This window comes from Neobacillus sp. NPDC093127 (assembly GCF_044754175.1).
Classification (GTDB): Bacteria; Bacillota; Bacilli; order Bacillales; family Cytobacillaceae; genus Neobacillus.
On record NZ_JBIVOP010000016.1, the window covers coordinates 99,991 to 121,417 of the forward strand.

General features: G+C 36.8%; 26 protein-coding genes and 2 pseudogenes. 7 read left to right on the top strand and 21 right to left on the bottom strand.

The window, feature by feature from the left end; all coding sequences use genetic code 11:
* Nucleotides 1-76: 76 nt before the first annotated feature.
* On the top strand, nucleotides 77-703 hold the full coding sequence (locus tag ACIQCO_RS20420; RefSeq protein ID WP_400431803.1) for a metal-dependent hydrolase: 627 nt from the start codon (nucleotides 77-79) through the stop codon (nucleotides 701-703).
* 174 nt (nucleotides 704-877) lie between these two features.
* Here ACIQCO_RS20420 and sstT read toward each other — a convergent pair whose 3' ends face one another.
* The 4 genes from sstT to ACIQCO_RS20440 all read right to left on the bottom strand — a co-directional run bounded on the left by sstT (nucleotide 878) and on the right by ACIQCO_RS20440 (nucleotide 4,519).
* Nucleotides 878-2,116 carry a serine/threonine transporter SstT gene (gene sstT / locus ACIQCO_RS20425; protein WP_400431805.1) on the bottom strand — a complete coding sequence of 413 codons (1,239 nt, stop codon included), beginning with the start codon at nucleotides 2,114-2,116 and terminating at the stop codon, nucleotides 878-880.
* 359 nt (nucleotides 2,117-2,475) lie between these two features.
* Entirely contained in the window at nucleotides 2,476-2,622 is a 147-nt protein-coding gene (locus ACIQCO_RS20430; protein WP_066086976.1) for a YjcZ family sporulation protein, read from the bottom strand.
* Between the two features lie 33 nt (nucleotides 2,623-2,655).
* Entirely contained in the window at nucleotides 2,656-2,757 is a 102-nt protein-coding gene (locus ACIQCO_RS20435) for a YjcZ family sporulation protein (protein ID WP_400431808.1), read from the bottom strand.
* Nucleotides 2,758-3,016: 259 nt separating this feature from the next.
* Nucleotides 3,017-4,519: a malate:quinone oxidoreductase gene (locus ACIQCO_RS20440; protein WP_400431811.1), complete on the bottom strand. Its 1,503-nt coding sequence runs from the start codon at nucleotides 4,517-4,519 to the stop codon at nucleotides 3,017-3,019.
* A 252-nt stretch (nucleotides 4,520-4,771) separates the two neighbouring features.
* Between ACIQCO_RS20440 and ACIQCO_RS20445 the strand changes: the two are divergent.
* Nucleotides 4,772-4,954: pseudogene (locus tag ACIQCO_RS20445) on the top strand (IS1595 family transposase); the annotation flags it as partial.
* Between the two features lie 37 nt (nucleotides 4,955-4,991).
* Here the strand turns inward: ACIQCO_RS20445 and ACIQCO_RS20450 are convergent.
* From ACIQCO_RS20450 to ACIQCO_RS20485, 8 genes are all read right to left on the bottom strand, one after another.
* Nucleotides 4,992-5,282, bottom strand: coding sequence for a hypothetical protein (locus ACIQCO_RS20450; RefSeq protein ID WP_400431814.1), 291 nt, complete (start codon nucleotides 5,280-5,282; stop codon nucleotides 4,992-4,994).
* Between the two features lie 224 nt (nucleotides 5,283-5,506).
* The gene (locus tag ACIQCO_RS20455; protein WP_400431817.1) at nucleotides 5,507-5,803 is read right to left on the bottom strand and encodes an antibiotic biosynthesis monooxygenase family protein; all 297 of its coding nucleotides are present in this window, start codon (nucleotides 5,801-5,803) and stop codon (nucleotides 5,507-5,509) included.
* Nucleotides 5,804-5,853: 50 nt separating this feature from the next.
* Complete coding sequence (locus ACIQCO_RS20460) at nucleotides 5,854-6,342, bottom strand: GNAT family N-acetyltransferase (protein WP_400431820.1); 489 nt, start codon at nucleotides 6,340-6,342, stop codon at nucleotides 5,854-5,856.
* Between the two features lie 30 nt (nucleotides 6,343-6,372).
* Nucleotides 6,373-6,726 carry a GNAT family N-acetyltransferase gene (locus tag ACIQCO_RS20465; protein WP_400431823.1) on the bottom strand — a complete coding sequence of 118 codons (354 nt, stop codon included), beginning with the start codon at nucleotides 6,724-6,726 and terminating at the stop codon, nucleotides 6,373-6,375.
* A gap of 25 nt (nucleotides 6,727-6,751) precedes the next feature.
* Nucleotides 6,752-6,907, bottom strand: a complete 156-nt coding sequence (locus tag ACIQCO_RS20470; RefSeq protein ID WP_400431825.1) for a hypothetical protein — start codon at nucleotides 6,905-6,907, stop codon at nucleotides 6,752-6,754.
* Between the two features lie 160 nt (nucleotides 6,908-7,067).
* On the bottom strand, nucleotides 7,068-7,610 hold the full coding sequence (locus tag ACIQCO_RS20475) for a histidine phosphatase family protein (protein WP_400431828.1): 543 nt from the start codon (nucleotides 7,608-7,610) through the stop codon (nucleotides 7,068-7,070).
* 399 nt (nucleotides 7,611-8,009) lie between these two features.
* Nucleotides 8,010-8,576, bottom strand: a complete 567-nt coding sequence (locus tag ACIQCO_RS20480) for a dihydrofolate reductase family protein (RefSeq protein WP_400431830.1) — start codon at nucleotides 8,574-8,576, stop codon at nucleotides 8,010-8,012.
* Between the two features lie 201 nt (nucleotides 8,577-8,777).
* Entirely contained in the window at nucleotides 8,778-10,181 is a 1,404-nt protein-coding gene (locus ACIQCO_RS20485; protein ID WP_400431832.1) for a M28 family peptidase, read from the bottom strand.
* A 505-nt stretch (nucleotides 10,182-10,686) separates the two neighbouring features.
* Here ACIQCO_RS20485 and ACIQCO_RS20490 point away from each other — a divergent pair.
* Together ACIQCO_RS20490 and pssA are read left to right on the top strand one after the other, a co-directional pair.
* Nucleotides 10,687-12,165 carry a SulP family inorganic anion transporter gene (locus ACIQCO_RS20490; RefSeq protein WP_400431835.1) on the top strand — a complete coding sequence of 493 codons (1,479 nt, stop codon included), beginning with the start codon at nucleotides 10,687-10,689 and terminating at the stop codon, nucleotides 12,163-12,165.
* Between the two features lie 252 nt (nucleotides 12,166-12,417).
* Nucleotides 12,418-12,909: a CDP-diacylglycerol--serine O-phosphatidyltransferase gene (gene pssA, locus ACIQCO_RS20495; protein WP_400431838.1), complete on the top strand. Its 492-nt coding sequence runs from the start codon at nucleotides 12,418-12,420 to the stop codon at nucleotides 12,907-12,909.
* 156 nt (nucleotides 12,910-13,065) lie between these two features.
* On the opposite strand, the gene ACIQCO_RS20500 is transcribed toward pssA, so the two are convergent.
* The gene (locus ACIQCO_RS20500; RefSeq protein ID WP_400431841.1) at nucleotides 13,066-13,248 is read right to left on the bottom strand and encodes a Fur-regulated basic protein FbpA; all 183 of its coding nucleotides are present in this window, start codon (nucleotides 13,246-13,248) and stop codon (nucleotides 13,066-13,068) included.
* A 393-nt stretch (nucleotides 13,249-13,641) separates the two neighbouring features.
* Nucleotides 13,642-14,196, bottom strand: a complete 555-nt coding sequence (locus ACIQCO_RS20505; RefSeq protein WP_400431843.1) for an NADPH-dependent FMN reductase — start codon at nucleotides 14,194-14,196, stop codon at nucleotides 13,642-13,644.
* A gap of 203 nt (nucleotides 14,197-14,399) precedes the next feature.
* Between ACIQCO_RS20505 and nfsA the strand changes: the two genes are divergently transcribed.
* Complete coding sequence (nfsA, locus tag ACIQCO_RS20510; RefSeq protein ID WP_400431885.1) at nucleotides 14,400-15,149, top strand: oxygen-insensitive NADPH nitroreductase; 750 nt, start codon at nucleotides 14,400-14,402, stop codon at nucleotides 15,147-15,149.
* A gap of 65 nt (nucleotides 15,150-15,214) precedes the next feature.
* Here the strand turns inward: nfsA and ACIQCO_RS20515 are convergent, their stop codons facing one another.
* A complete protein-coding gene (locus ACIQCO_RS20515) occupies nucleotides 15,215-15,463 on the bottom strand; it encodes a hypothetical protein (protein ID WP_400431846.1) in 249 nt (82 codons plus the stop codon).
* Nucleotides 15,464-15,777: 314 nt separating this feature from the next.
* Between ACIQCO_RS20515 and ACIQCO_RS20520 the strand changes: the two genes are divergently transcribed.
* A complete protein-coding gene (locus ACIQCO_RS20520; protein ID WP_400431849.1) occupies nucleotides 15,778-16,149 on the top strand; it encodes an iron chaperone in 372 nt (123 codons plus the stop codon).
* Between the two features lie 151 nt (nucleotides 16,150-16,300).
* Here ACIQCO_RS20520 and ACIQCO_RS20525 read toward each other — a convergent pair whose 3' ends face one another.
* From ACIQCO_RS20525 to ACIQCO_RS20545, 5 genes and pseudogenes are all read right to left on the bottom strand, one after another.
* Nucleotides 16,301-16,912 (bottom strand): MOSC domain-containing protein, encoded by a 612-nt coding sequence (locus ACIQCO_RS20525; RefSeq protein ID WP_400431888.1) that lies wholly within the window; start codon nucleotides 16,910-16,912, stop codon nucleotides 16,301-16,303.
* Nucleotides 16,913-17,133: 221 nt separating this feature from the next.
* Nucleotides 17,134-17,262: pseudogene (locus ACIQCO_RS20530) on the bottom strand (DNA alkylation repair protein); the annotation flags it as partial.
* Nucleotides 17,263-17,507: 245 nt separating this feature from the next.
* Complete coding sequence (locus ACIQCO_RS20535; protein ID WP_400431851.1) at nucleotides 17,508-18,086, bottom strand: hypothetical protein; 579 nt, start codon at nucleotides 18,084-18,086, stop codon at nucleotides 17,508-17,510.
* Nucleotides 18,087-18,275: 189 nt separating this feature from the next.
* A complete protein-coding gene (locus ACIQCO_RS20540) occupies nucleotides 18,276-18,557 on the bottom strand; it encodes an AlbA family DNA-binding domain-containing protein (protein ID WP_400431854.1) in 282 nt (93 codons plus the stop codon).
* An 85-nt stretch (nucleotides 18,558-18,642) separates the two neighbouring features.
* Entirely contained in the window at nucleotides 18,643-19,293 is a 651-nt protein-coding gene (locus ACIQCO_RS20545) for a hypothetical protein (protein ID WP_400431857.1), read from the bottom strand.
* A 567-nt stretch (nucleotides 19,294-19,860) separates the two neighbouring features.
* On the opposite strand from ACIQCO_RS20545, the gene ACIQCO_RS20550 reads away from it, so the two are divergent.
* A complete protein-coding gene (locus tag ACIQCO_RS20550) occupies nucleotides 19,861-20,367 on the top strand; it encodes a hypothetical protein (RefSeq protein WP_400431859.1) in 507 nt (168 codons plus the stop codon).
* Nucleotides 20,368-20,871: 504 nt separating this feature from the next.
* Here ACIQCO_RS20550 and ACIQCO_RS20555 read toward each other — a convergent pair.
* Nucleotides 20,872-21,303, bottom strand: a complete 432-nt coding sequence (locus tag ACIQCO_RS20555; protein WP_400431862.1) for a hypothetical protein — start codon at nucleotides 21,301-21,303, stop codon at nucleotides 20,872-20,874.
* Nucleotides 21,304-21,427 lie beyond the last annotated feature (124 nt).

Genomic DNA, 21,427 nt, shown 5'->3' on the forward strand with positions numbered 1-21,427 from the left:
ACGTATATTCTGGTATAATAGCTATATGTGATAGTTGATTAGCTGAATATAAAAACAAAGAAATAGGTGGAAAAGATTGAAAGGTACAGCACATATTGCGATTGGAGCATTAACAGGCTTAATAATTGCAAATACATTACAAACGGAACCAACTACTACCCTATTATTAGTGGGGTCGGGAGGAATCGCCGGATTAATCCCTGATCTAGATATTGACGGGAAATTAAGTAACAAAATTACCATTCCCCATAAATTAATTCGAACAGCAGCCCCATTTATCGGTCTTTTCATGATGATTTATAGCTATTTGAAGGGTATTGATACGGAAAAGTGGCTGGGAATTGGTGTTGGAATTGGAATAATTGTGTTTTCTTCCTTTATTAAAAAGAGGCATATGCTGACCATTACAGGTGCCGGAGTTTTGGTAGGCGGGCTTTCATTACAAGAAAATTGGTTATGGCTATTAGGTGTTTTTATAATACTGGCTTCTCTAGTTCCCCATAGAAGCTATACCCATTCAATAGTAGGACTAATCTTTTTCGGCGTGATTGCTTATCAATTTGAAGTATCACTTAAGGTAGAAGGAGTTTTTATTACTTGTTTGTCAGGGTACTTGAGTCACTTAATAGCTGATATGAAACTATTACCTTTTAATAAGCGTGGAGTAAGATTCTTCTTACCTTTTTCCACAAAGGAATTTTGATGGAAGTAGCCAAGGTAACAGTAGCTTTCACTGTTACCCAACAAAAAATATTATAATACGATAAATATGGCACTCACAATTCAATGAGTGGTGGTTACCCATACTATATTAAGACGTCCTGCCACATACGCAAAAGAAAGCCCTCTATTGCAAAGTATAGAGGGCTTTTCTTCTTTAAGCTGCTTTTTTGATATCGATTTTCTTTCCTTCTTTACGCCACTTTTTAAACTCAGCTGTTGCTGTGAAAAGGACGTCTGTGGAAGAGTTAAGTGCTGTTTCAAAAGAGTCTTGTAAAACACCGATGATAAAGCCTACGCCAACTACCTGCATGGCAACATCATTTGGAATTCCGAATAAGCTGCATGCTAGCGGAATCAATAATAAGGAACCGCCGGCAACTCCTGAAGCACCGCAAGCACATACTGCTGACAGGACGCTAAGAATGATTGCTGTTGGGATGTCTACGGGAATGTGTAGTGTATGAACCGCTGCAAGTGTCAAAACAGAAATCGTAACCGCGGCACCTGCCATATTGATGGTTGCACCTAATGGAATGGAGACAGAATACGTATCCTTATCCAACTTTAGATTTTCACATAATTTCATATTTACAGGAATGTTAGCAGCAGAGCTGCGTGTAAAGAATGCTGTAATTCCACTTTCCCTGATACACTTCAATACAAGTGGGTATGGGTTTTGGCGAATCGCGACGAACACCATGATTGGATTGACAACAAAGGCTACAAAGAGCATACAACCAATCAAAACGGCAATTAATTTGCCATAGCTTAGTAATGACTCGATTCCATTTGCGGTAATTGAGTCAATCACAAGTCCCATGATGCCGAGTGGCGCTAACTTAATGACCCATGTAACCATTTTCGATACGGCATCTGAAAAATTAGTGATCATCGTTTTTGTCGTATCTGGTGCATTTCTTAAAGCCATACCAAGGACGACTGCCCAAGCTAAAATACCGATATAGTTGGCATTATAAATGGCTTTTACTGGGTTATCCACAACATTCAACAGTAATGCTTTAAGGACCTCTGTAACACCGCCGGGAGCCGCTAGATCCTCCGCGCCCTTGGCAAGTGTTAAGCTTACTGGGAAAACAAAACTTACAATAACGGCAATTAATCCAGCTAGAAAAGTACCTAATAAATAAAGTCCGATAATCGATTTCATGTTCGTTTGTTGACCGCTCTTATGTTGCGCAATCGCTGACATAACCAAGAATAAAACCAATACAGGTGCAATCGCTTTCAAAGCACCAACAAACAATGAGCCTAAAATGACAACAGGCTTTGCTACTTCTGGGATCAACACAGCTAGGATAATACCAATAATTAAACCGATAATTATTTGTTTTACCAGACTCAATTGATTCCACTTTTTCAATAGTTTTTTCATAGATGATTCCCCCCATTGTCTAAGAAAATTTGCTAATCTATTAATTCTAACTAAAAGTATTATAATGAATATTTAGATATATTACAATAGTATTTTTAATATGTAGTAATGCAACGACGCCGTCGATGCTTTCTTTCTGTAATAATACTGTCGTTAAAACATTTTAAAATAAGGGCTTAATTAGACGATTCATTCCATAAATCGCAGCATAAACTGAATAGTAGCCAAAGCAATATCATACAATACCTCTTCAATTGCTTTATTTTGCACTCGGTGGAATTAAGCAAAGAATAAAAACGAAAAAGCCCTAAAAAAGGGCTTTTTTTTTAATTCCTTATCAGGAAGTTAATTGATTTTCATTAATAAAAACAAGTTGCACCAATAATGATTAACAAAATGAACAATACAACGATTAAGGCAAAACCTCCGCCAAAACCGAAGCCGCCACCGTAACCATAGCCACCGCCGCACCCGCAGCCGCCACCGAATCCTCCGTAACCGTACATAGATCTCCCCCCCTTCAATAAGTTATTAATTGGTTACCAATATCCACAGCCCATAAAGGACGCACCAATTATAATGAGAAGGATAAACAATACAACCACTAAGGCAAAGCCTCCACCAGCTCCTACACCGTCCATTTCACATTCCTCCTTTGCAACGACTTAATACAAAATATGTTTAATTTGAAAATGTGTAAGGGCTCTTCCAAGTGGGCCTTTTGGGGTTATGGATGAAAAAGGGGCGGTAGCAGTGCGGAAAGTCGCAAAAATCGTACTAATTTATTAATTAAATACTTTTACTTTATTTTTCTCCTCATCTAAATAGCTGGCGTAAACAATTAAAAAAAAAAAAAAATAAAGCTGCCGAGGCAGCTTCATTAACGTATGTTCCAAAGAATTAACTTAAGACCAGCTCTTTTTCGCTTAGACCAAGTGTCTCTGCGGTTAAAGTATGAATCTCGTGCAGGAGCTCTGGGTTATCCATTAGTGACACGCCATAAGAAGGAATCATTTCTTTGATTTTCGGTTCCCATTCTTTCATTTGTTGCGGGAAGCATTTTTTTATTACCTCAAGCATAACGTGAACAGCAGTAGAAGCACCTGGAGAAGCACCTAGTAATGCTGCAATCGAGCCATCAGTGGCTGTAATCACTTCCGTACCAAATTGAAGTGTACCTTTGCCGCCAGCTTCAGTATCTTTGATCACTTGCACACGCTGTCCCGCTACTACTAAATCCCAATCCTCGAACTTGGCCTCCGGGATAAACTCACGTAACTCTTCCATGCGCTGTTCTTTCGATAACATAACTTGTTGAATCAGGTATTTTGTCAGCGGGATCTGTTTTGCTCCTGCCGCCAGCATAGTTAAGAAATTATTCGGTTTTACGGAAGTTATTAAATCCATATTTGAACCGGTTTTTAAGAACTTCGGTGAGAAGCCGGCAAACGGTCCAAATAGCAACGATTTTTTATTGTCGATAAATCTTGTGTCAAGATGCGGAACCGACATCGGCGGGGCTCCAACCTTAGCTTTTCCGTATACTTTTGCATGATGCTGCGCTACAACTTCCGGATTGTTACATACCATAAATAGTCCGCTTACCGGGAAACCTCCAACATGTTTTGACTCAGGAATACCCGTCTTTTGCAATAAATGCAAGGACCCGCCACCGCCGCCGATAAAGACGAATTTTGCAGTATGCCGTTCGATGTTACCGGTACCCATATTCCACACTTTCAATTCCCATAAGCCGTCGTCAGTACGTTTAATATCCTCAACGCCATGCTTGAAGTTTATATCGACATTTTTACTCTTTAAGTGGTCAAACAACATGCGTGTTAATGCACCAAAATTGACATCTGTTCCAGAGTCGATTTTTGTTGCCGCTATCGGTTCATTCAATGTACGGCCTTCCATGATCAGCGGAATCCATTCTATCAGTTTTTCATGATCATCTGAAAATTCCATCCCTTGGAAGAGGGGATTATTTGATAGCGCTTTAAAACGTTTTTTCAAAAACGTTACATTTTGTTCCCCTTCTACCAAACTCATATGAGGCAGTGGCATGATAAAGTCCTGCGGATTACGTATTAGCTTGCTGTTTACAAGATGAGACCAAAACTGCATTGAAAGCTGGAACTGTTCATTAATTTTAATCGCTTTGCTAATATCTATCGATCCGTCTGGTTTTTCAATCGTGTAGTTAAGCTCGCACAGTGCCGCATGGCCCGTTCCCGCATTATTCCATTCGTTAGAGCTTTCCTCTCCTGCGTTTGCGAGCTTCTCAAACACTGTAATTTCCCATTCCGGTACTAATTCTTTCAAGAGCGTCCCTAAAGTCGCACTCATAATTCCGGCACCAATTAAAATAACATCTGTAGTAGTTTCGCTGTTGCTCATTTTTATCAACCTTTTCCCCTGATATTTGCAGAAAAGATAGAGGTGTCACAACAAGCTAAGAAGCGACCTAGTCACATACCTTTTCTGTCTCTATTAAAACCCTTTCATAGTGTAAACAATTATTTACAGCTTCATATATATACTATTATATGATAATTTTAAATTATTTAAAAGGTGGAAATAGTAATAAGTACCTCCACGTGTTCTTGAAACACGCATAAATCAAATCCTTAACCTGGCTTCTTGCAAGGGTTAAGGCATTGGATGGAACGTTTTCAAGGTGTTGCAACTAAATATTTGGACAACTACCTTAATTCGTTTCGTCGGCTTGAAATTGGGAAGAACTTTGCTTTTAAAAATCGAGTAAAACAAATGCTTATTTCAGCGTGTCAAAAATCTAATTATACAACGGTTGAAATGTTAAAAAGTGCATAAAGAAAGACCTCAAGTATGAGGTCGGTGTATCGTTAAATTAATTTGACTTTTTGAGTAATACTTTTTGAATCTTTATTTGATGTTTTTTGTAATAGGCATTCTTTTTCATTTTTTCACTATTAAGTTTTCCTATTGCAAAACGAACATCTTTATCATTCATAATTAAGTTTTCAAATTTATCATTATCAAGATATTTTTGAAACCATTGATATTCTTTTAGGAAATTTATATTCTTTTCTATTTCTTCCTCCGTTACATCCTTTGTTAAGGTAAATAGAAATGTACCTATAGAACCTAAAAGTTCAAGCAAAGCTCCCAATGCTTCCACCCTCTTACCTAAATTCCTTTACATTATCTACGCTTGATATTAAAAGAGGTTTCTTTTAACTCAATATATTTACATATAACTATATCAAAAAATCCAAACATCATAAAAACAACAACCTTTGAGAAAACAGCCTTAAAAAAAGATGAAGCAGGAGTAATCAAGTTTACTTTTGCTTTTTCTATGAAAGTCTCTTCTGCTCAATTTTTTCCCAATTAATAATGTCCTTACGAAAGATGAACTTTCTTAAAATGTTCAACTGTAGGAAATGGGTCATAGAAATGATGTAATTGCCTTTTCCATTCTTGATACTCAGTTGATTGTCTAAATCCAACTGTATGATCTTCTAATGTTTCCCACTTTACCAATAATAAATATTTCCCATTCACTCCCAAACAATATTGTAATTCGTGAGATATGTAACCTTTCATTGAAGAAATAATTTCTGAAGCCTGGCGAAAGGCTTTCTCATATTCTTCTTCCATCCCTAGCTTAACCTGAAGCATCACGGCTTCCAATATCATGGAATCTCCTCCTTTTACAAATTATATAACATTACACTTTTTGAATTAATTCATTGCAAGTTCTTAATCATATTGTACCAAATAACCCCACCATGCTCAGAAGTTGAAACACCTTTGTTTAGGTAGTCATGGTTTTCATAGAATTGTATTAAGTCCGCCTTACAAGTAAGTGTAATCGTTTCACGTCCTTTTACCTTCGCTTCTTTTTCAATATATGAAAGTAACGCGGATGCCACGCCACGTTTTTGAAAATGCGGTGCCACTGCTAATCCTAAAATACTTTGATGGCCGCCCGTCGCCAGATTTACCTTTAAATTACTAAAGAGGTCGTCCGTTATGTATGCTTTTTCAATGACGGGTCCATTGACCAAACCGACAATTTTGCCCTCTTCCTCAGCAACAAAGAAACTATCCGGAATGACTTGTATACGCTTTTCAAATACTTCCTTGGTCGCTGCCTCTTCTTTTGTAAAACAAAGCTGCTCAATGACTACAAGTTCAGGTAAATCTTCCATTTTTACATTTCGTATTTTTACCATATCCAACACCCCATTGAATTTGCATAATGTTTAAGATTTACATTCAATTAACCAACATTCACGATAATTTCCTTCATGGAATTCATGTTTTGGGAGTAATCGAATCTTTTTAAATCCACACTTTTCATAACATGCTAATGCACGTATATTCGTTATTTGAGGATCCATAATCACCCGAGTTGCTTGTTTCTGCTCAATTAAATAATCCACCATTGACTTTACAAGTATTGTTCCAATTCCTCTGTTCCAATAATCCGGTTCGCCAATGAACTGGTCCATACCAAAAACTATTTCTTTCTCATCATAATCATCTATTGAACTTGTTTTCTTATTTATTGGATAAATTTGTATGTAACCGATACTTACCCCTTCATACTCGACCAAACATCTAACAATACCATTCTCCCGATTAATAAAACTTCTTGTTTACTTTTTCCAAATCAAACGGATTGTCCCGCCCTTCATAATATTCAAGAACGGAAGGGTTCGAAAGCCATTTAACAAGTAAATACTTGTCCTCCGGCTGCAATTGGCGCACTTTTATTTTTTCTTTTTCAAATAGCATACACATCACCTTACTTTTGATTCAGCTAGTCTTTCTTAAAATTTATAACTATTTTTTCCGCATTGTTAAATAGCTCCGGCATAGATAAATAATTTTTCTTACCTTCACCGAAATTAATGCAGAGGGGTTCTTAATTTTTTTCTAGATTTCCTTCTCTATACTACCCTATCCATATTCGCTCAATGGTTACTTTATTATCTTCATTTTTTAAAAGAAATACATCAGGGTTACTAAGATTTTGCCAATCCTCAAATCCGAAATCCTTATTATAATACTTTAATAGTAAGGACAGTAAATTTCCGTGGGTAACAATGATGGTGTTTTCAGATTCACTGTTAAAAACCTTCTCCACCACTTCTACAATTCGGTTCATTGCTTCTTGACTGGATTCCCCGCCTTCAAATTTAAGTTCAAGATCATCAAAGGTTGTTTTCAGTTTTTCAAACCAATCCGAAAGATTAGTAGTGCTTAGGACACGTTCGATTAATCGTTGGTCGGTCTTAATTTCAATATTTAATCGCTGGGCAAGGGGCTGTATCGATTGAATTGCACGCTTATATGGACTAGCGATAATACGGTCGATTTTCCTATCAGAAAAAAACCCAGATAACTCTAATGCTTGTTTACGGCCTCTTTCTGTAAGCTTTGCCTCAGATGGCTGCCCTTCAGCCTCACAATGCCTAATTAGATAAATTTTCTTCAACAAAACCACTCTCCCATATTAATTCTTTCCATTATGCAACTTCATCTAGGATGCTGCTTTCGGAAAATAAACATATACACACCAGTTACGGAACTTCCAAGAAAGAAAAAAAGCATGAACAATAAAGTTAGTAATGAAGCACTCTTTGACAATGGGTCAATGTTTGCATGAATAGCGTAATAATTTGCAGCAAGCTTGCTGCTTACGAGCATTATAACTACCCCAATAATCCAACCTATAAAAATGGATACTTTTTTCAGATATATCGCCTCTTAGCAATAAAAGTAAAATCAAATTTAATTTTACTATATATTAACATAATTACTTTCATTTTTTTCATAAACTCCATTCATAAAAATAGGCTCTGTAATAATTTAATGTTGATAATTTTATAATATATTAATTATCATCCCAATGATAAATTAGTTGCACAACACCAGAAGAGAACGTTCTTGTATTAACCATTTTTAAACTCAACCTCTGTTTTATATCAATAAACAACCGTTTTCCTTCTCCCAAAATAACCGGGTGAATAGATAATCTAAATTCATCAACAATCCCTAAATTGATAAAAGTAGTAATAAGACTTGATCCTCCATATAGCCAGATGTCTTTACCAGGCTTATTCTTTAGTTTTAATACTTCTTCAAGAATATTATCCTTTATGAATATCGCTTTATTATCGGTTTCCTTTTTAGTTTTGGAAAACACATATTTTTCTTTACTATGAACTAATTTCCATATTTCTTTTTCAGTATCATCAATAGCTTCTGGAGTAAATTGTCCCCATAAATCGTAGCTTTTTCTTCCATATAAAATAGTATCAATTTGGTTTAAGAAATTAATAAACTCCATCTCAGAGTCCATGATGCACCAATCAACTTCTCCATTTTTCCCTTCAATAAAACCATCTAAAGTAACAGCTAAATCTAAAATTATTCTTCTCTGTTTTACGTTATTTGACATAACCCTTCCTCCCATTATCATTCAGATATTCTTACTCTAACAAATTGCTAAACGCTTTGCCCACCTTACCCCCGAATGTCTGTTCTCGTGTTCATAATATCAAGAATTCGAATAGGTATCAAATATCAACAACTATCTTTAACAGAGCCAAAAAATAAAAAATGACGGATCAATTTCTTCCGCCATTTTTTGTGAAATTTATTAAGCTCCTGGTGGACGATTTTCGAAATCATAATCGACCGGTTGCGGAGCAACTCGGGAGTGCTGTAGTGCTGGTGTGTCCGGCCGAGCAATTTGATAGACGGCGGCACCAACGATTTCCGCAGTTTCTTGCAGCTTGTTTTTATCAATTTTATCAATGGTATCGGCTGGTGTATGATACCATGGCTCAAGCGGTGAGTGAATGAATAACGCTGCTGGGATTCCCAGTTCATGGAATGGCTGATGGTCACTTCGTCCCAACTGGCCATATGGCACGGCTTCACCCATTGCTGTTCTAACACCTGCAGCGGAAGCAAGATCAGTGACTAAATTTTTCTTACCATCAATTGTATACATGATTAATCCGTTTGCCTTGTTATCACCACCGGCATCTTTACTTCCAATCATGTCCATTTGGAAGTGGGCTACAATTTTATCCGCTTCTGTATCACTTAACGTACTGGCATAATGGTAAGATCCTAACAGGCCCTTTTCCTCGGAACCAAATGTCACGAAACGCAGCTCCGTATCAATCGGCATATTGGCCATGACTCTGGCTAGCTCAAGAACCGCAGATACACCCGAAGCATCATCATTTGCCCCCGGACCACCTGGAACAGAATCATGGTGCGCCCCCACCATGACAATCTGGCCGGTATCTTTGTTTTTATTTGGTTTCATTTTGGCGATAACGTTGTAGGAAGTTCCTTCTTTATACCCTGAGCCTGTTACTTTTATATGTGCTGTTACCGGGCCACTTTTTAGCTGATCAACTAGGGCAGCGCCCTGGGCCCTCGTAACCGTTACCGCCGGGATATTTTGTCCTGGATCCGCAACTCCCACATTATTAGCAGTTCCGGTGTTATTATATAAAATAACGCCGACTGCACCTTTTTCTATAACATTTTTCACCTTGTCAACGAATGTGTTATCGCCGCGCTCAACCAGGGCAATCTTCCCTCTCACCGCATCCGGGACGGTACCGGCGATTGCTTTACCAGCGTTCACGACTTCCGCCGTTACTTCACCACTAAATGATCCGGAAAATACGTATGGCTTTAGATCTTGGCCGCCAATTTCTAAAACTCCACTTACATTGGTTCTCACCACATCATAGAAAGCAAAAGGCTGCAGTTCCGTTTCATACCCATACTTCTCAAACTGTCCTTTTATGTACTGTGCTCCCTTTAGTTCCCCCGGGGTACCTGCCGTCCGAGGCTCCTTTGACAATAGAGCAATCGTGTTATACATGTTGTCTGCACTAATTTTTTTGATAATTTTGTTGTCAAACGCCGAGGCTGCATTTGAGTTTGGAGCCTCACCTGGTCCTTGTGCGTATGCTGCATTGACGCTTAAGACTAACCCTGCCGTTAATAAAACTGACATCATTTTTTTCTTACTCATTAAATCCCTCCTAGTTTTTTATCGTTTGAAAACGTTTCCAATTGATTATCGACGATTTTAATAGTTTAGTAAACTTCAATGAATTTACAAAAAGAAACAAAAATCGACGTTATCAATTACCTTTTCACTATAAAGATAGGAGGCATAATGTAAAACTATGTTGATTAACCATGAACTAGTTAGAAATGATAGGCAGAACTCCCCAAACACTAAACCTGACATTGTGTAGGTATTTAGAAGCGTGTTTTGTAAAAGGCACTAGATTTATATCAATAGGCAGTAAAAAGTTTTGTTAGGTTCTATGAATGACCGAGGTGCAAATTTTTAGAAACCACATTAAATAGGTGAATAACGAATGATATAAGAGTATTTTACCGATAATAGCGTTTTCATCGCATTTCGCAAAATTGTCACATTCAGATATACTATCAAGTGGTAATAACGGACCCGGCTTTCATGAGAGTTGAAAGTCAAAAATAATCCTAAATAAATGAGGTGTTACTTGTTGAATGTAAGTACAATTAAATATGAATGGTTCGGGAATATAAAGGGAGATATCCTTTCAGGTACTGTTGTTGCTTTAGCATTGATTCCAGAAGCCATTGCCTTTTCGATTATTGCTGGGGTGAATCCCATGGTTGGTTTGTATGCCTCCTTCTGTATTGCCCTTGTGATTGCTTTTGTTGGGGGCAGACCTGCGATGATTTCAGCTGCTACTGGAGCAACAGCCTTGTTAATGGGCGGGTTAGTGAAAGATCATGGATTGCAGTATTTAATGGCCGCCACTATCCTGACAGGGATGATCCAAATAATTTTTGGATCAGTAAAAGTAGCGAGATTAATGAAATTTATTCCACGTTCGGTTATGGTGGGTTTTGTTAATTCATTGGCGATATTAATCTTTATCGCGCAGCTAACCCATTTTAAAGGGCAATCATGGGTGATGTACGCTATGGTTGCGGGAGGATTAGCCATCATTTACCTTTTCCCTCGGATAACCAAGGCTGTTCCTTCCCCACTTGTCGCCATTATTATCATTACGATTATTTCGGTGGCAACTGGAGCTCACGTAAATACAGTCGGAGATTTAGGACATTTAAGTCAGTCCTTGCCTTCATTTTTTATTCCCAATGTTCCTATTAATCTAGAAACACTAAGAATCATTTTTCCTTATTCACTTGGAATCGCTGTTGTTGGCTTGATAGAGTCACTCTTAACCGCTCAAATTGTCGATGATCTGACGGACACGGGGAGTGATAAAAATAAAGAGGCGCGTGGTCAAGGGATTGCCAACATTGTTTCAGGATTATTTGGCGGTATGGCTGGCTGCGCCATGATTGGTCAATCCGGAATCAATGTTAAGTCAGGCGGCAGAGGAAGACTATCCACCTTTTGGGCTGCTGTATTTTTATTGATCCTTATTGTTGCCCTAAATGATGTCCTTGTTAAAATTCCGATGGCTGCCCTAGTAGCAGTCATGTTCATGGTGTGTATTGGTACGTTTGATTGGTCATCATTGAAGAAACTGCCGATTATGCCTAAATCGGAAACTGTCGTTATGGTTGTGACAGTCGTGACTGTCGTTGCAACGGATAATTTATCGATTGGAGTTTTCATAGGGGTAATCTTGAGTGCCATTTTCTTTGCCTCAAAAATTTCAAAATTGGAGATTAAAACGATATCGAGAAAAGGTTCATATAAAAAGATTTATCAGGTATCAGGACAGCTCTTTTTTGCGTCTGTAACAGATTTTGTCAGTCAGTTTGATTTTAAAGAAGATATAACTGAAATTGATATTGATTTCTCCAATGCTCATCTCTGGGATGACTCTGCGATTGGTGCGATTGATAAAATCGTCCTTAAGTATCAGCAAAATGGAGTAAAGGTGAATCTGATTGGGTTAAATTTAGATAGTACTAAACTTCTTGGCAGACTTTCTGTGCATACCACTCCAAGTGCGCTTAAAAAGGTTTCAAATCAGTAAAATGTGTAAAACACGCTGAATCAACTCAGCGTGTTTTTTTTTACTGTTAACCAAAAAATAACCAAATACATTGCAATGACGACGCCACTTAAAACAAAAAGTATAGAAAAGAAACCTTTTCGTTCTCTGAATATAAGATTAAGAATTTATTTATTTGGAAAATGAATACATTCTAATCTTTTAAGGATAACGGAAGAATAAATAGAAAATACTACTTAAATGGGCGAATTATTAACGTCAGGGGGAGCTGCCATGTTCAATAAGATAGTAAAAGCTGTACCCAATTTATTTACAATCGGAAATTTATTGTGCGGTGTTTTTTCCATTACCTTTAATATGAGTGGCTTTTGGGAAGTAGCCTCCGTTTTTATCTTCTTTTCGGCTGTTTTAGACCTTCTTGACGGAAGGGTTGCCAGGAAATTAAAAGTAAACAGTGAATTAGGCGTAGAATTGGATTCCTTAGCTGATATTGTTAGTTTCGGAGTTGCTCCTGCACTTCTATTTCATTCGATAGCAGACCCATCCATTTTAACATCTATAGCATTTATCCTTTTCCCAACAATGGGAGCATTACGTTTAGCAAGGTTTAGTGTTAAACCAACCATTGGATATTTTAAAGGATTGCCTATTCCTGCAGCTGGATTGCCATTGGCTGGTATGGGATTCTTTTCATATAGCAATGCATGGATTACTTTAATCCTCGCTCTCTTAATGGTAAGTCCCATAAGGGTTAAAAAATTTTAATTTTATCCTTTGTAGTAAAAAGCTAGCAGTAGCGTGATCTGCTTTTGGAATGACAAAATGGCATTCATGGCCGTATTCATTTTTGCATAAAATAAGCCAATATAGACAGGATTTCTATAAAACCTTGTCTATATTGGCTTAATTATTTTATAAACATTATCTCCATTGAATAGAGCCAAACTCACCATGTGGATGATGTTGTAATTTAAATCTTTTATATTCATTTTCCAGTTTTGAAAGGGAAAATTCGTAAAGTTGTTGATCCTCTTTGACATAAACACGAAAGAATATCAGTTTATTTATTAGTTTTTGTCTCTTTTTTTCAACATCCTTTTTCATTAGAAACACTCCTTCACTATTTATAGATTCTTTTCCTTTACATTTTTTTTAAGTAGCTCCGGAAATCTTTTAATCCCTTTTATTAATGAGCGAATTTATTACTATTACTATAAACTCATAATTCCTATCTGTAAAGTATGAATTAAAAAATAAATCCTTATTATTTAAATGAGCCATAGTAAATATTTAATAGAGATCTCCTAGGAGGTCTCTATTTTTTTAGAAAATGGGTGGCAGTATTATAAATTGATTCTTCCCCCCTGCTGCAAAAAAAGACTCAACCTAAAAAATTAGATTGAGTCACAAGAAAGGCTTGAATATAGAATTGAATTTTCCTCACTATACGAACTTCGACTTGAGATCGTTTTATATCTCCAAAAGTTTTGAAATATTCTACGCTTGATGTTTCTTAATCAACTCAACAAACGTATTAACAAAGGATTGTAAGAATTGAACAGTGTTTTCATCTTTTACTTTTCCGTTTTCACCCAATAAATCGGCAACATTACCAATATAAGCTTCTGGTTGTTGAAGTATTGGCATATTAAGGAATACAAGCGACTGACGTAAATGGTGGTTGGCACCGAAACCAGCTAAACTGCCAGGCGATTGGCTGATAATCGCCGCTGGTTTGCCATCCCATACACTCGCTCCATAAGGACGGGAACCTACATCCAAAGCATTCTTTAATACAGCCGGAACAGAACGGTTATATTCTGGCGTTACAAATAACACAGCGTCAATTCCCTTCATTGTGTTACGGAATGCCGTATAATCTGCCGGTGCATTGTTTTCATCATCATAATCCTGATTATATAAAGCGAGATTTCCGATTTCCACAAATTCAGCTTCATATCCTGCAGGGAATAATTCTGCCACATGTGCTGCAAGTTTTTTTGAAAAAGATTCTTTTCGTAAACTACCAAGTAAGATACCAATTTTCGTCATGTAAAATCATCCTTCTTTTTGGAATTTATTTTTAATTCAAGATAATTGCATTTGAGATAAATAGCATTGTCAAACAAAGTACTTCACATATTCGAAGATTCGCCACTAGAGTGTCGTAGACTACGTTCATTTCTTGAATAAGATTGCTTTGATTGATATAATCACACAAACGAAAAATTTAGATGAACAGCGAGGTGTACGAGATGAATGATGTAATTGGCACAATCCTAAACCATCGTTCAATCCGTCATTTTGAGGACAAGCCATTAACTGAAGAGCAAATAAGAACGATTGTTTCGTGTGCACAAGCAGCTGCCACATCAAGCTTTATTCAGGCCTACTCCATTATTGGTGTTAAGGATCCTGTTAAAAAGAAGAAATTAGCAGAGCTCGCCGGAAATCAGGAGTATGTGGAAAAGAACGGCCACTTTTTTGTCTTTTGTGCTGACCTATATCGTCATACCCTTATCGGGGAGAAGGAAGATAAAAACGTGGAGGCATCACTTGAAAGTACCGAAAAATTCATGGTGGCTTTAATTGATACCGCTCTTGCTGCCCAAAATGCTGCCATTGCAGCTGAATCACTTGGATTAGGAATCTGCTATATTGGCGGCATTCGCAACAACCTTGAAGAAGTTAAAAAAGTTTTACATATTCCAGACCGTGTCATCCCATTGTTTGGACTGGCTGTTGGATACCCTGCTAATGTAACCGGTCAAAAACCAAGACTTCCTTTTGAACATGTTTATCACGAAAATGGATATGAACAAAATAAGGAAGTTAATTTACACCAGCTCGATGATTACAATGAGATCATCGCTACCTATTATCAGCAAAGAACGAACGGAGTTAGAAAAGATCGCTGGACAGAACAAATGGCTGCCATGCTTGAAAAACAGACTCGCATGTATATGAAGGAGTTTATTCAAAAAAATAAACTGGATTTACGTTAGAAATGTAAGCTATTTGTAAGAGCAGCGGGATTGCACCCTGTTTGGTTTGTTCAATGGTAAAAAAATTAAAGGACTAAAACGTATTGAATTTGATTTGAAATGATGGGTGTAATGGCCATAATGCGATAACCGATACTGAGTAACTGTGATAAAGTTTCTGCGCAATTGTGCCTTGGCGGCTCAATCGGTGCATGAAAACTTTTATAAAGCTGTATCAACTCATTATTGGTTGTGCAATGAAGTAAGACAACATGTTTTCCTGTCCATGCTTGACCGATCATTGGTTGTGTTTGATATTCCCTTATGTTTCTCATAATGAACACCCTCAGTAATTGATACAATAGGTTATGAATATGACCTAGTCCATTGTTCTTAAACAAAACAAAATGATTTAAGCGAAGGGAAAAGAGTCTGAAATTGAAACAAAACTAAAGAAAGACACCGGGTCTCGTCTTGTTGTGCCAGATCCTCTTTGGCAAAAGATTGTCTGCAGACCTGGATGGTTTCAAATGAAAGATTAAAAAAGACATAGAAACTCCTAAATCGAAACCTAGTGTTTCAATTTGGGCGTTTCTCCTTTGTCCATACTTAAGTGCCGTAAAGCCTCTAATTTTTAGGAGTGATTAACATGGAAGTTTTTGAAAAATATTTAGCAGGTATCGATAACCCCGACCACCGCGACCGAACAGAGGAAATTTTGGCGTGGGTTGCTAATCATTTCCCAAATTTGGAACCGCAAATCAAGTGGAATACGCCAATGTTTTCCGTCCATGGCACATTTATCATCGGCTTTTCCACAGCGAAACATCATATGAGCGTTTCACCCGAAGAAGCAGGCATTGCGCACTTTGCCGATGACATTGCACAAGCTGGCTACAGCGCTACCAAAGGCTTGTTTCGAATTCCGTGGAATGAGCCGGTAAATTACGAATTGCTTGAGAAAATGATTGAATTTAATATTCAAGATAAAGCAAAACATACTAATTTTTGGAGAAAATAAAAAAAACAGATAACACTTAGAAAACCTGTGGGGGCTTTTTAAGGCTCCCAAGAATTTTACTCCAGAAATTTGCCCATTAATTGAAGAAGGACTTACTCAATTAAAAATTTCTATATCTTAATAAGATGTTTAGAGAAAAACACAAACGAATTTAAAGACGATCAGTAAGATTATTTAACCGATTTACCAGCAGTTCTTTCCATTCGTTAGCCAATTCTTCAACAGCTAATATTCTTTTTATCCCTTCGACATCCTTTTGCTTATGAAAATAAATCTCATTTCCATAAAGAATGGATACCTTTTTTGGATGTGACTCCAATAATGTAATTTGAGAATCGATTCGGACAATACCTTCTTCTAATACACGACACAAATAACCTGTAAAACCCGTTTGTACCATCCTTTTTAGAAGAAAAGGATTATTCGTTCTCTTTGAAATTGTGCTACACGGGATTCTACCTTGAGTTATTTGTATAACAGCTTCTCCAAGACGAAAAACGTCTCCAATATAAACATTCTTTTCCAACAAATTCGTTACAGTTAAATTCTCACCGAAAGTTGAGGATGGTAAAGGATTCGCAAATTCTTTTTCCCAAAGCAAATAGTGTTCATATGGGTATACACAAACGGCACGGTCTGGACCTCCGTGATACCGTAAGTCCGCAACTCCATCTCCTAGAAATCCATCTTTTGTTAAGAAAGCTTCTTCAATTGTTTGTTTGCAAATTCCTGTATCCATTTCCTGATTATTCACGTACTTCATTTTTTGGGGTAATCCAATTGAAATGTTTTTTAGTTCTATAAGTTTACTACTTGTCACTGTAATATGTACCCACTTTCTATTTTTATTTTTGGTTGAGTATTCTTTAATTTTATCATTTATACTAAATTTATTGTTTAAGATTTTCAACAAAAATAGCGTTAAATCCTTGTTGGATCAACGCCCTGAATAAGTGAAGAACATTTCTTGATGGGAGGCTCATTTTAACATCTTACATACTTGCGTTTAAAACCAAGCCTTCCTTTATCGACTTCTTTTTTAATGCTTTCGTAAGCATTTAGGAAACTGCTTCTTTTCATGTTCCGTTTGACTTCTACTGTACCTATTGCCTTTGAAATAGAAATGTTGGACAAACAATTATTTTCACTTTTATTTATACTTTTTTGATAAAGTTTGGTTTATAAATTTGTTTCCGAAAGTGAAAAAGAGCGTTCCTGCTTTTTTAAGAAACGCCCCCGTTTGTTTAAATACAATTCTTCACAAAATTACAACCACAAAAAAGCTATTGGATGGATTAAAAAATAGCCCAACAGGACCGAAAAGCAGCTTTCCAGGACAATTATGGGAAGTATTACTTTTATTCAAACTGAATATATTTTTCCAATTCTTTTTTTAATTTTGACACATGTGTGTTTTCCTTTGGATTATTAAGAAAATCACACAGGTCATTAAAGTGCTTTGTGAGTTTTTCTCTTGTTGTCAATTTTGGCAAATCAATAACAATCGGACCTACTTCACTTGGTTTTTTGAACTCACCGACACGTCCCATCATCCCAAGGAAAGCCAATCCTCCTGGGAGGATTAGCGCTCCCCAGTTTTTCTTGATTTCCATATCCGGTGAAAATAATCTAGTGTAGGATTTATTACTATTTGCGGTCGAGAGAACGAGTAAGCCATGGTGATTTGGCATTCGATCCTCATCCATTAGCTCACGAAAAATTCTAATTGTGTAAGGTTTTCCTTCTTCACTTGGTATAATGGTTAGGAAATGAAAAACTTCTTCACCAATGGGCAAAACGATTTTTGCAATTTTCGCTAAATCTTTTCTTCTAAAATCAATAGTTTCGACTCTACCACCTTTACTAGTGACAAGATTAGTAAGGTCTATTAGCAGCGTTTCAAGGACAGCACCTTTATGTACTTCTGTGTAATCCATGTTGTCCTCAAAAGTTTCCTTTTCTTTCTAATCACTGCCTTCTAAAAACCGTTGGATTTCTTCAGGGTGTGCTGTATCAGAGGATGATCCTCTTCTCACCCAAACCTCGTTTTTTCGGAAGTGATATTTATTTTCCCAGTCAATAAAATCTTTATTGAATCGAAAGCACTGTCTTGGAATTGGTCCCACCTAGATAATAACAAATCGTTTATCTTTATGCTCAGGCTCTATTCCATTGTAACTCCAACCCTGATCAAAAACAGTGACCCGTGGCGCAGGGAAAATGGAATCCTTCACCAAACTTTGGATATTAAGTTCAGTAAGTTTATGGTTTTCAACAGACCTAAATCCCCTTTTATTATCGGCTACACCAATGACAAGATAACTTTTCTTAAAGCCATTGTTTGCAAAAGCAATTATGTCTTTTACAAGTTCAGCATTTGCCCCTATATCTTTAAAGGCGTTATTCATAATTTTAGGCTGTTTTCGTATAGTTTGTTGCTTTCTTAAACATTATAATTCTGCATTGATACAATGGCGGTGAGAGGCGTTCAACTCAGTCTGAAAACTTGTATTCATCACCTAAACTATTTCGGAACTTCTTGATGTCATTCATGCTCCACTCTGAAGATTTACCATTTTCAAGTGTGCAAGCAATATAAATGTTCCCATCTTTATCAAATTCCCACCTATACCCCTCATAGTGGATTCCGTTTTCTGTGCTTTCTCCTTCAAGTCTTCCTTCTAACCCCATATGCTGATTTAGTTCTTCTAAGGTCATCCCTTTGTGTATGCTATCATATTTTTCATTCACGATTTGATCTTGTTTAGGATTGGATGCTTGAACTTCACTATTTGCTTTTTCATCATCTACAACTTTAACGTTGGTCGCAACAACTATGACAAGGATTAGAGCTATTAGCCCCACAATACCCCATGTCCACCAATGGTTTGTTACCTCATCTACTTTTTCCTTTTGGACTGTTGCTGCATATTTTCTTTTCTTTTGCTCTTCCGAATATGCTAACCCAATGTCCATGTACTCTATTGACCGAATTTCACTGATATACACTTCGGTACGGTCAAAGTCATCAAATCTAATTTTTTCATTATCAATATATACGATTTTTGAACCAATAATTTTCATACCTTTTGAAGTTTCCAGCTTACAAGGAATATGGGTCTTAATCTCAATTTCCTTACTCAAATCAACCACTCCTTACTCCAGTTTGTTCCATTAGGATACCTTTGTCCTAAATATTCTAGAGCAATTGCCTTTATACCTTCTTCAACCCTAAATCATTTTTTACTAATTGAATGAGACCGATTCAAATTCTTCAAAAGCCACAAGCTTTGCGAAAACAGCCTAATTTTAAAATTCAAAAACTCATTTTCATCTTGTTCAATCAACTTTTTAAAATCAATGATCGTTCGGATTTTGTGGTAGAAGGAGATAGTAGTTTCCTTATTGAAGCTACTATTGCAAGCCATGCAAAAGATGAGTTAGCTTTTTATAAGAGTCTGTGTATTTTCGCGACTTTCCAATAAATGCATTCGCCAATCGCAATGTAGCGTTATCCACTATTTTTTCTTTATTCCATTCATTTAGTTCTTCTTCCGAATAGTTCTTATGCCATTCAGGAGTTGCAGAATATTGTTTGTCTTATGTCTATTGATTGGTTCATTTTTCGCTCATAATACTCTTGTCTATGAAATCAACAAACTAGAACAAAAACACCCGGAATTGTTTGCAAATGAGATCAAACCCTATAAAGTGATTGAAGATTATAATTTCGTTCCGAACGGTCGGTCGGGCGAATTCGAAGACAACTCAAAGGTTTATTACACGAAAGAGGATCAGAAAATCCTCGATGAAAGGGACAGAATTTTAGGACCGCTTCCTTTCTTAAGTGGTTTTTGCTTTTTTTTAGCCATCGGTAGCGCCATTGTTTTTTTCGTTCTTTCATACCTGAAAGTCAGTGACGGCTGGGAGAAAGTCAGTAACAGCTGGGAAGAAAGACGGCAGAAAGCCAACAAGATAAAACAGGAGGCATTTCAAAAAGCACAACAAGAAAAGATTTCTCAAATCAATCAAAATTTCATCGAAAAAGTAGAAAACATCATTAAAAAGCATGAGATATCAGGGACTGCAATGTCCTCCCAAGAGGCGTTAGCGCGCCGCACTGAAATGAACAACACAATCAACAGTTTCAGCACCAAAATTAATGCTGAATACATGATTAAAAAACATATGCAAATTCATAATCCAAAGTGGAAGTAAAAAGGTTTAACGATTGCTGAACCTTTTTAGTCTTCCGATTTATTCAAACTAAGCGCAACTTTTTGTTGAAGTAGGAATTTCTCGATTAAATTTTTATATGATATAAATCAACCTCTTACAACTAGTTTCTTCAACTGGAATTGAATATCCTTCTTCCGATATCCTTCTTCCACTAAACTTCTGTTAGGTTAAGTGCAAGCCTTAACAATCTCGCCTATATTCCCAAACTCCTTAATTAAGATTTCAGTGCATCTTGTGTGCATTCGCCTTCGGTACCGTGATAGTGGACAAACCATTACTCAATCAATTTTACCAATAAATTTATTTTTTTAGTGAAACTAAATCTCCACGTTATCGTAAAAAGAAAAGGTGCTGCCGCAGTAACCCTTTCTACACTAAAGCACCCTATAGTTTAAGTACACTCTTTCACAAACTTAGATTTATTACAGGAATGCTACCCCGATAGCTTTAGAAGGGTTAAGGAATAACCCTCTTTATGCATCCTCAGTTTTTAATTTCTTTTACTAAACTTCCGTTATTAGATTCGTACAGCTCTAAGGAGTACCCAAATTCAGTTTTGGGGTAATACTCAACTCGGCAATCATATTGCCCATCTTTAACTTCACCTTTAAAACGGTCAAAGTTAATATATTTGTCCTCAAATAAGACTGATATACCTGAGGTTTTAGCCGTAGTGTATTCTTCAACTTCGCATCTTCCTATATAAACCATTGTGCGTTGTTTTAAAACACTTGTTATATCCTGAAGAAGATAGATGAAAAAACCAATGAAAAATAAGAAAATGCAGACAGCCATTATAGAATCAAAGGATTTATGAAATTTAATTCCCCTTTTACGGATGTGCTTAAAATAATAAATTGGTGTCCATACAATAAAAAAGATACACAGGATAAATAAAATTCCATATTCCTCCACCATCCACACCTCCAGTTAAAGAGTTTTTAATACAGATAGGTAAAGGTTTGAAGTTATCGCTCCCTTTTCCCCCTGTTCACACCGTACGTGCGATTTTCACCGCATACGGCGTTCCAACTAATCC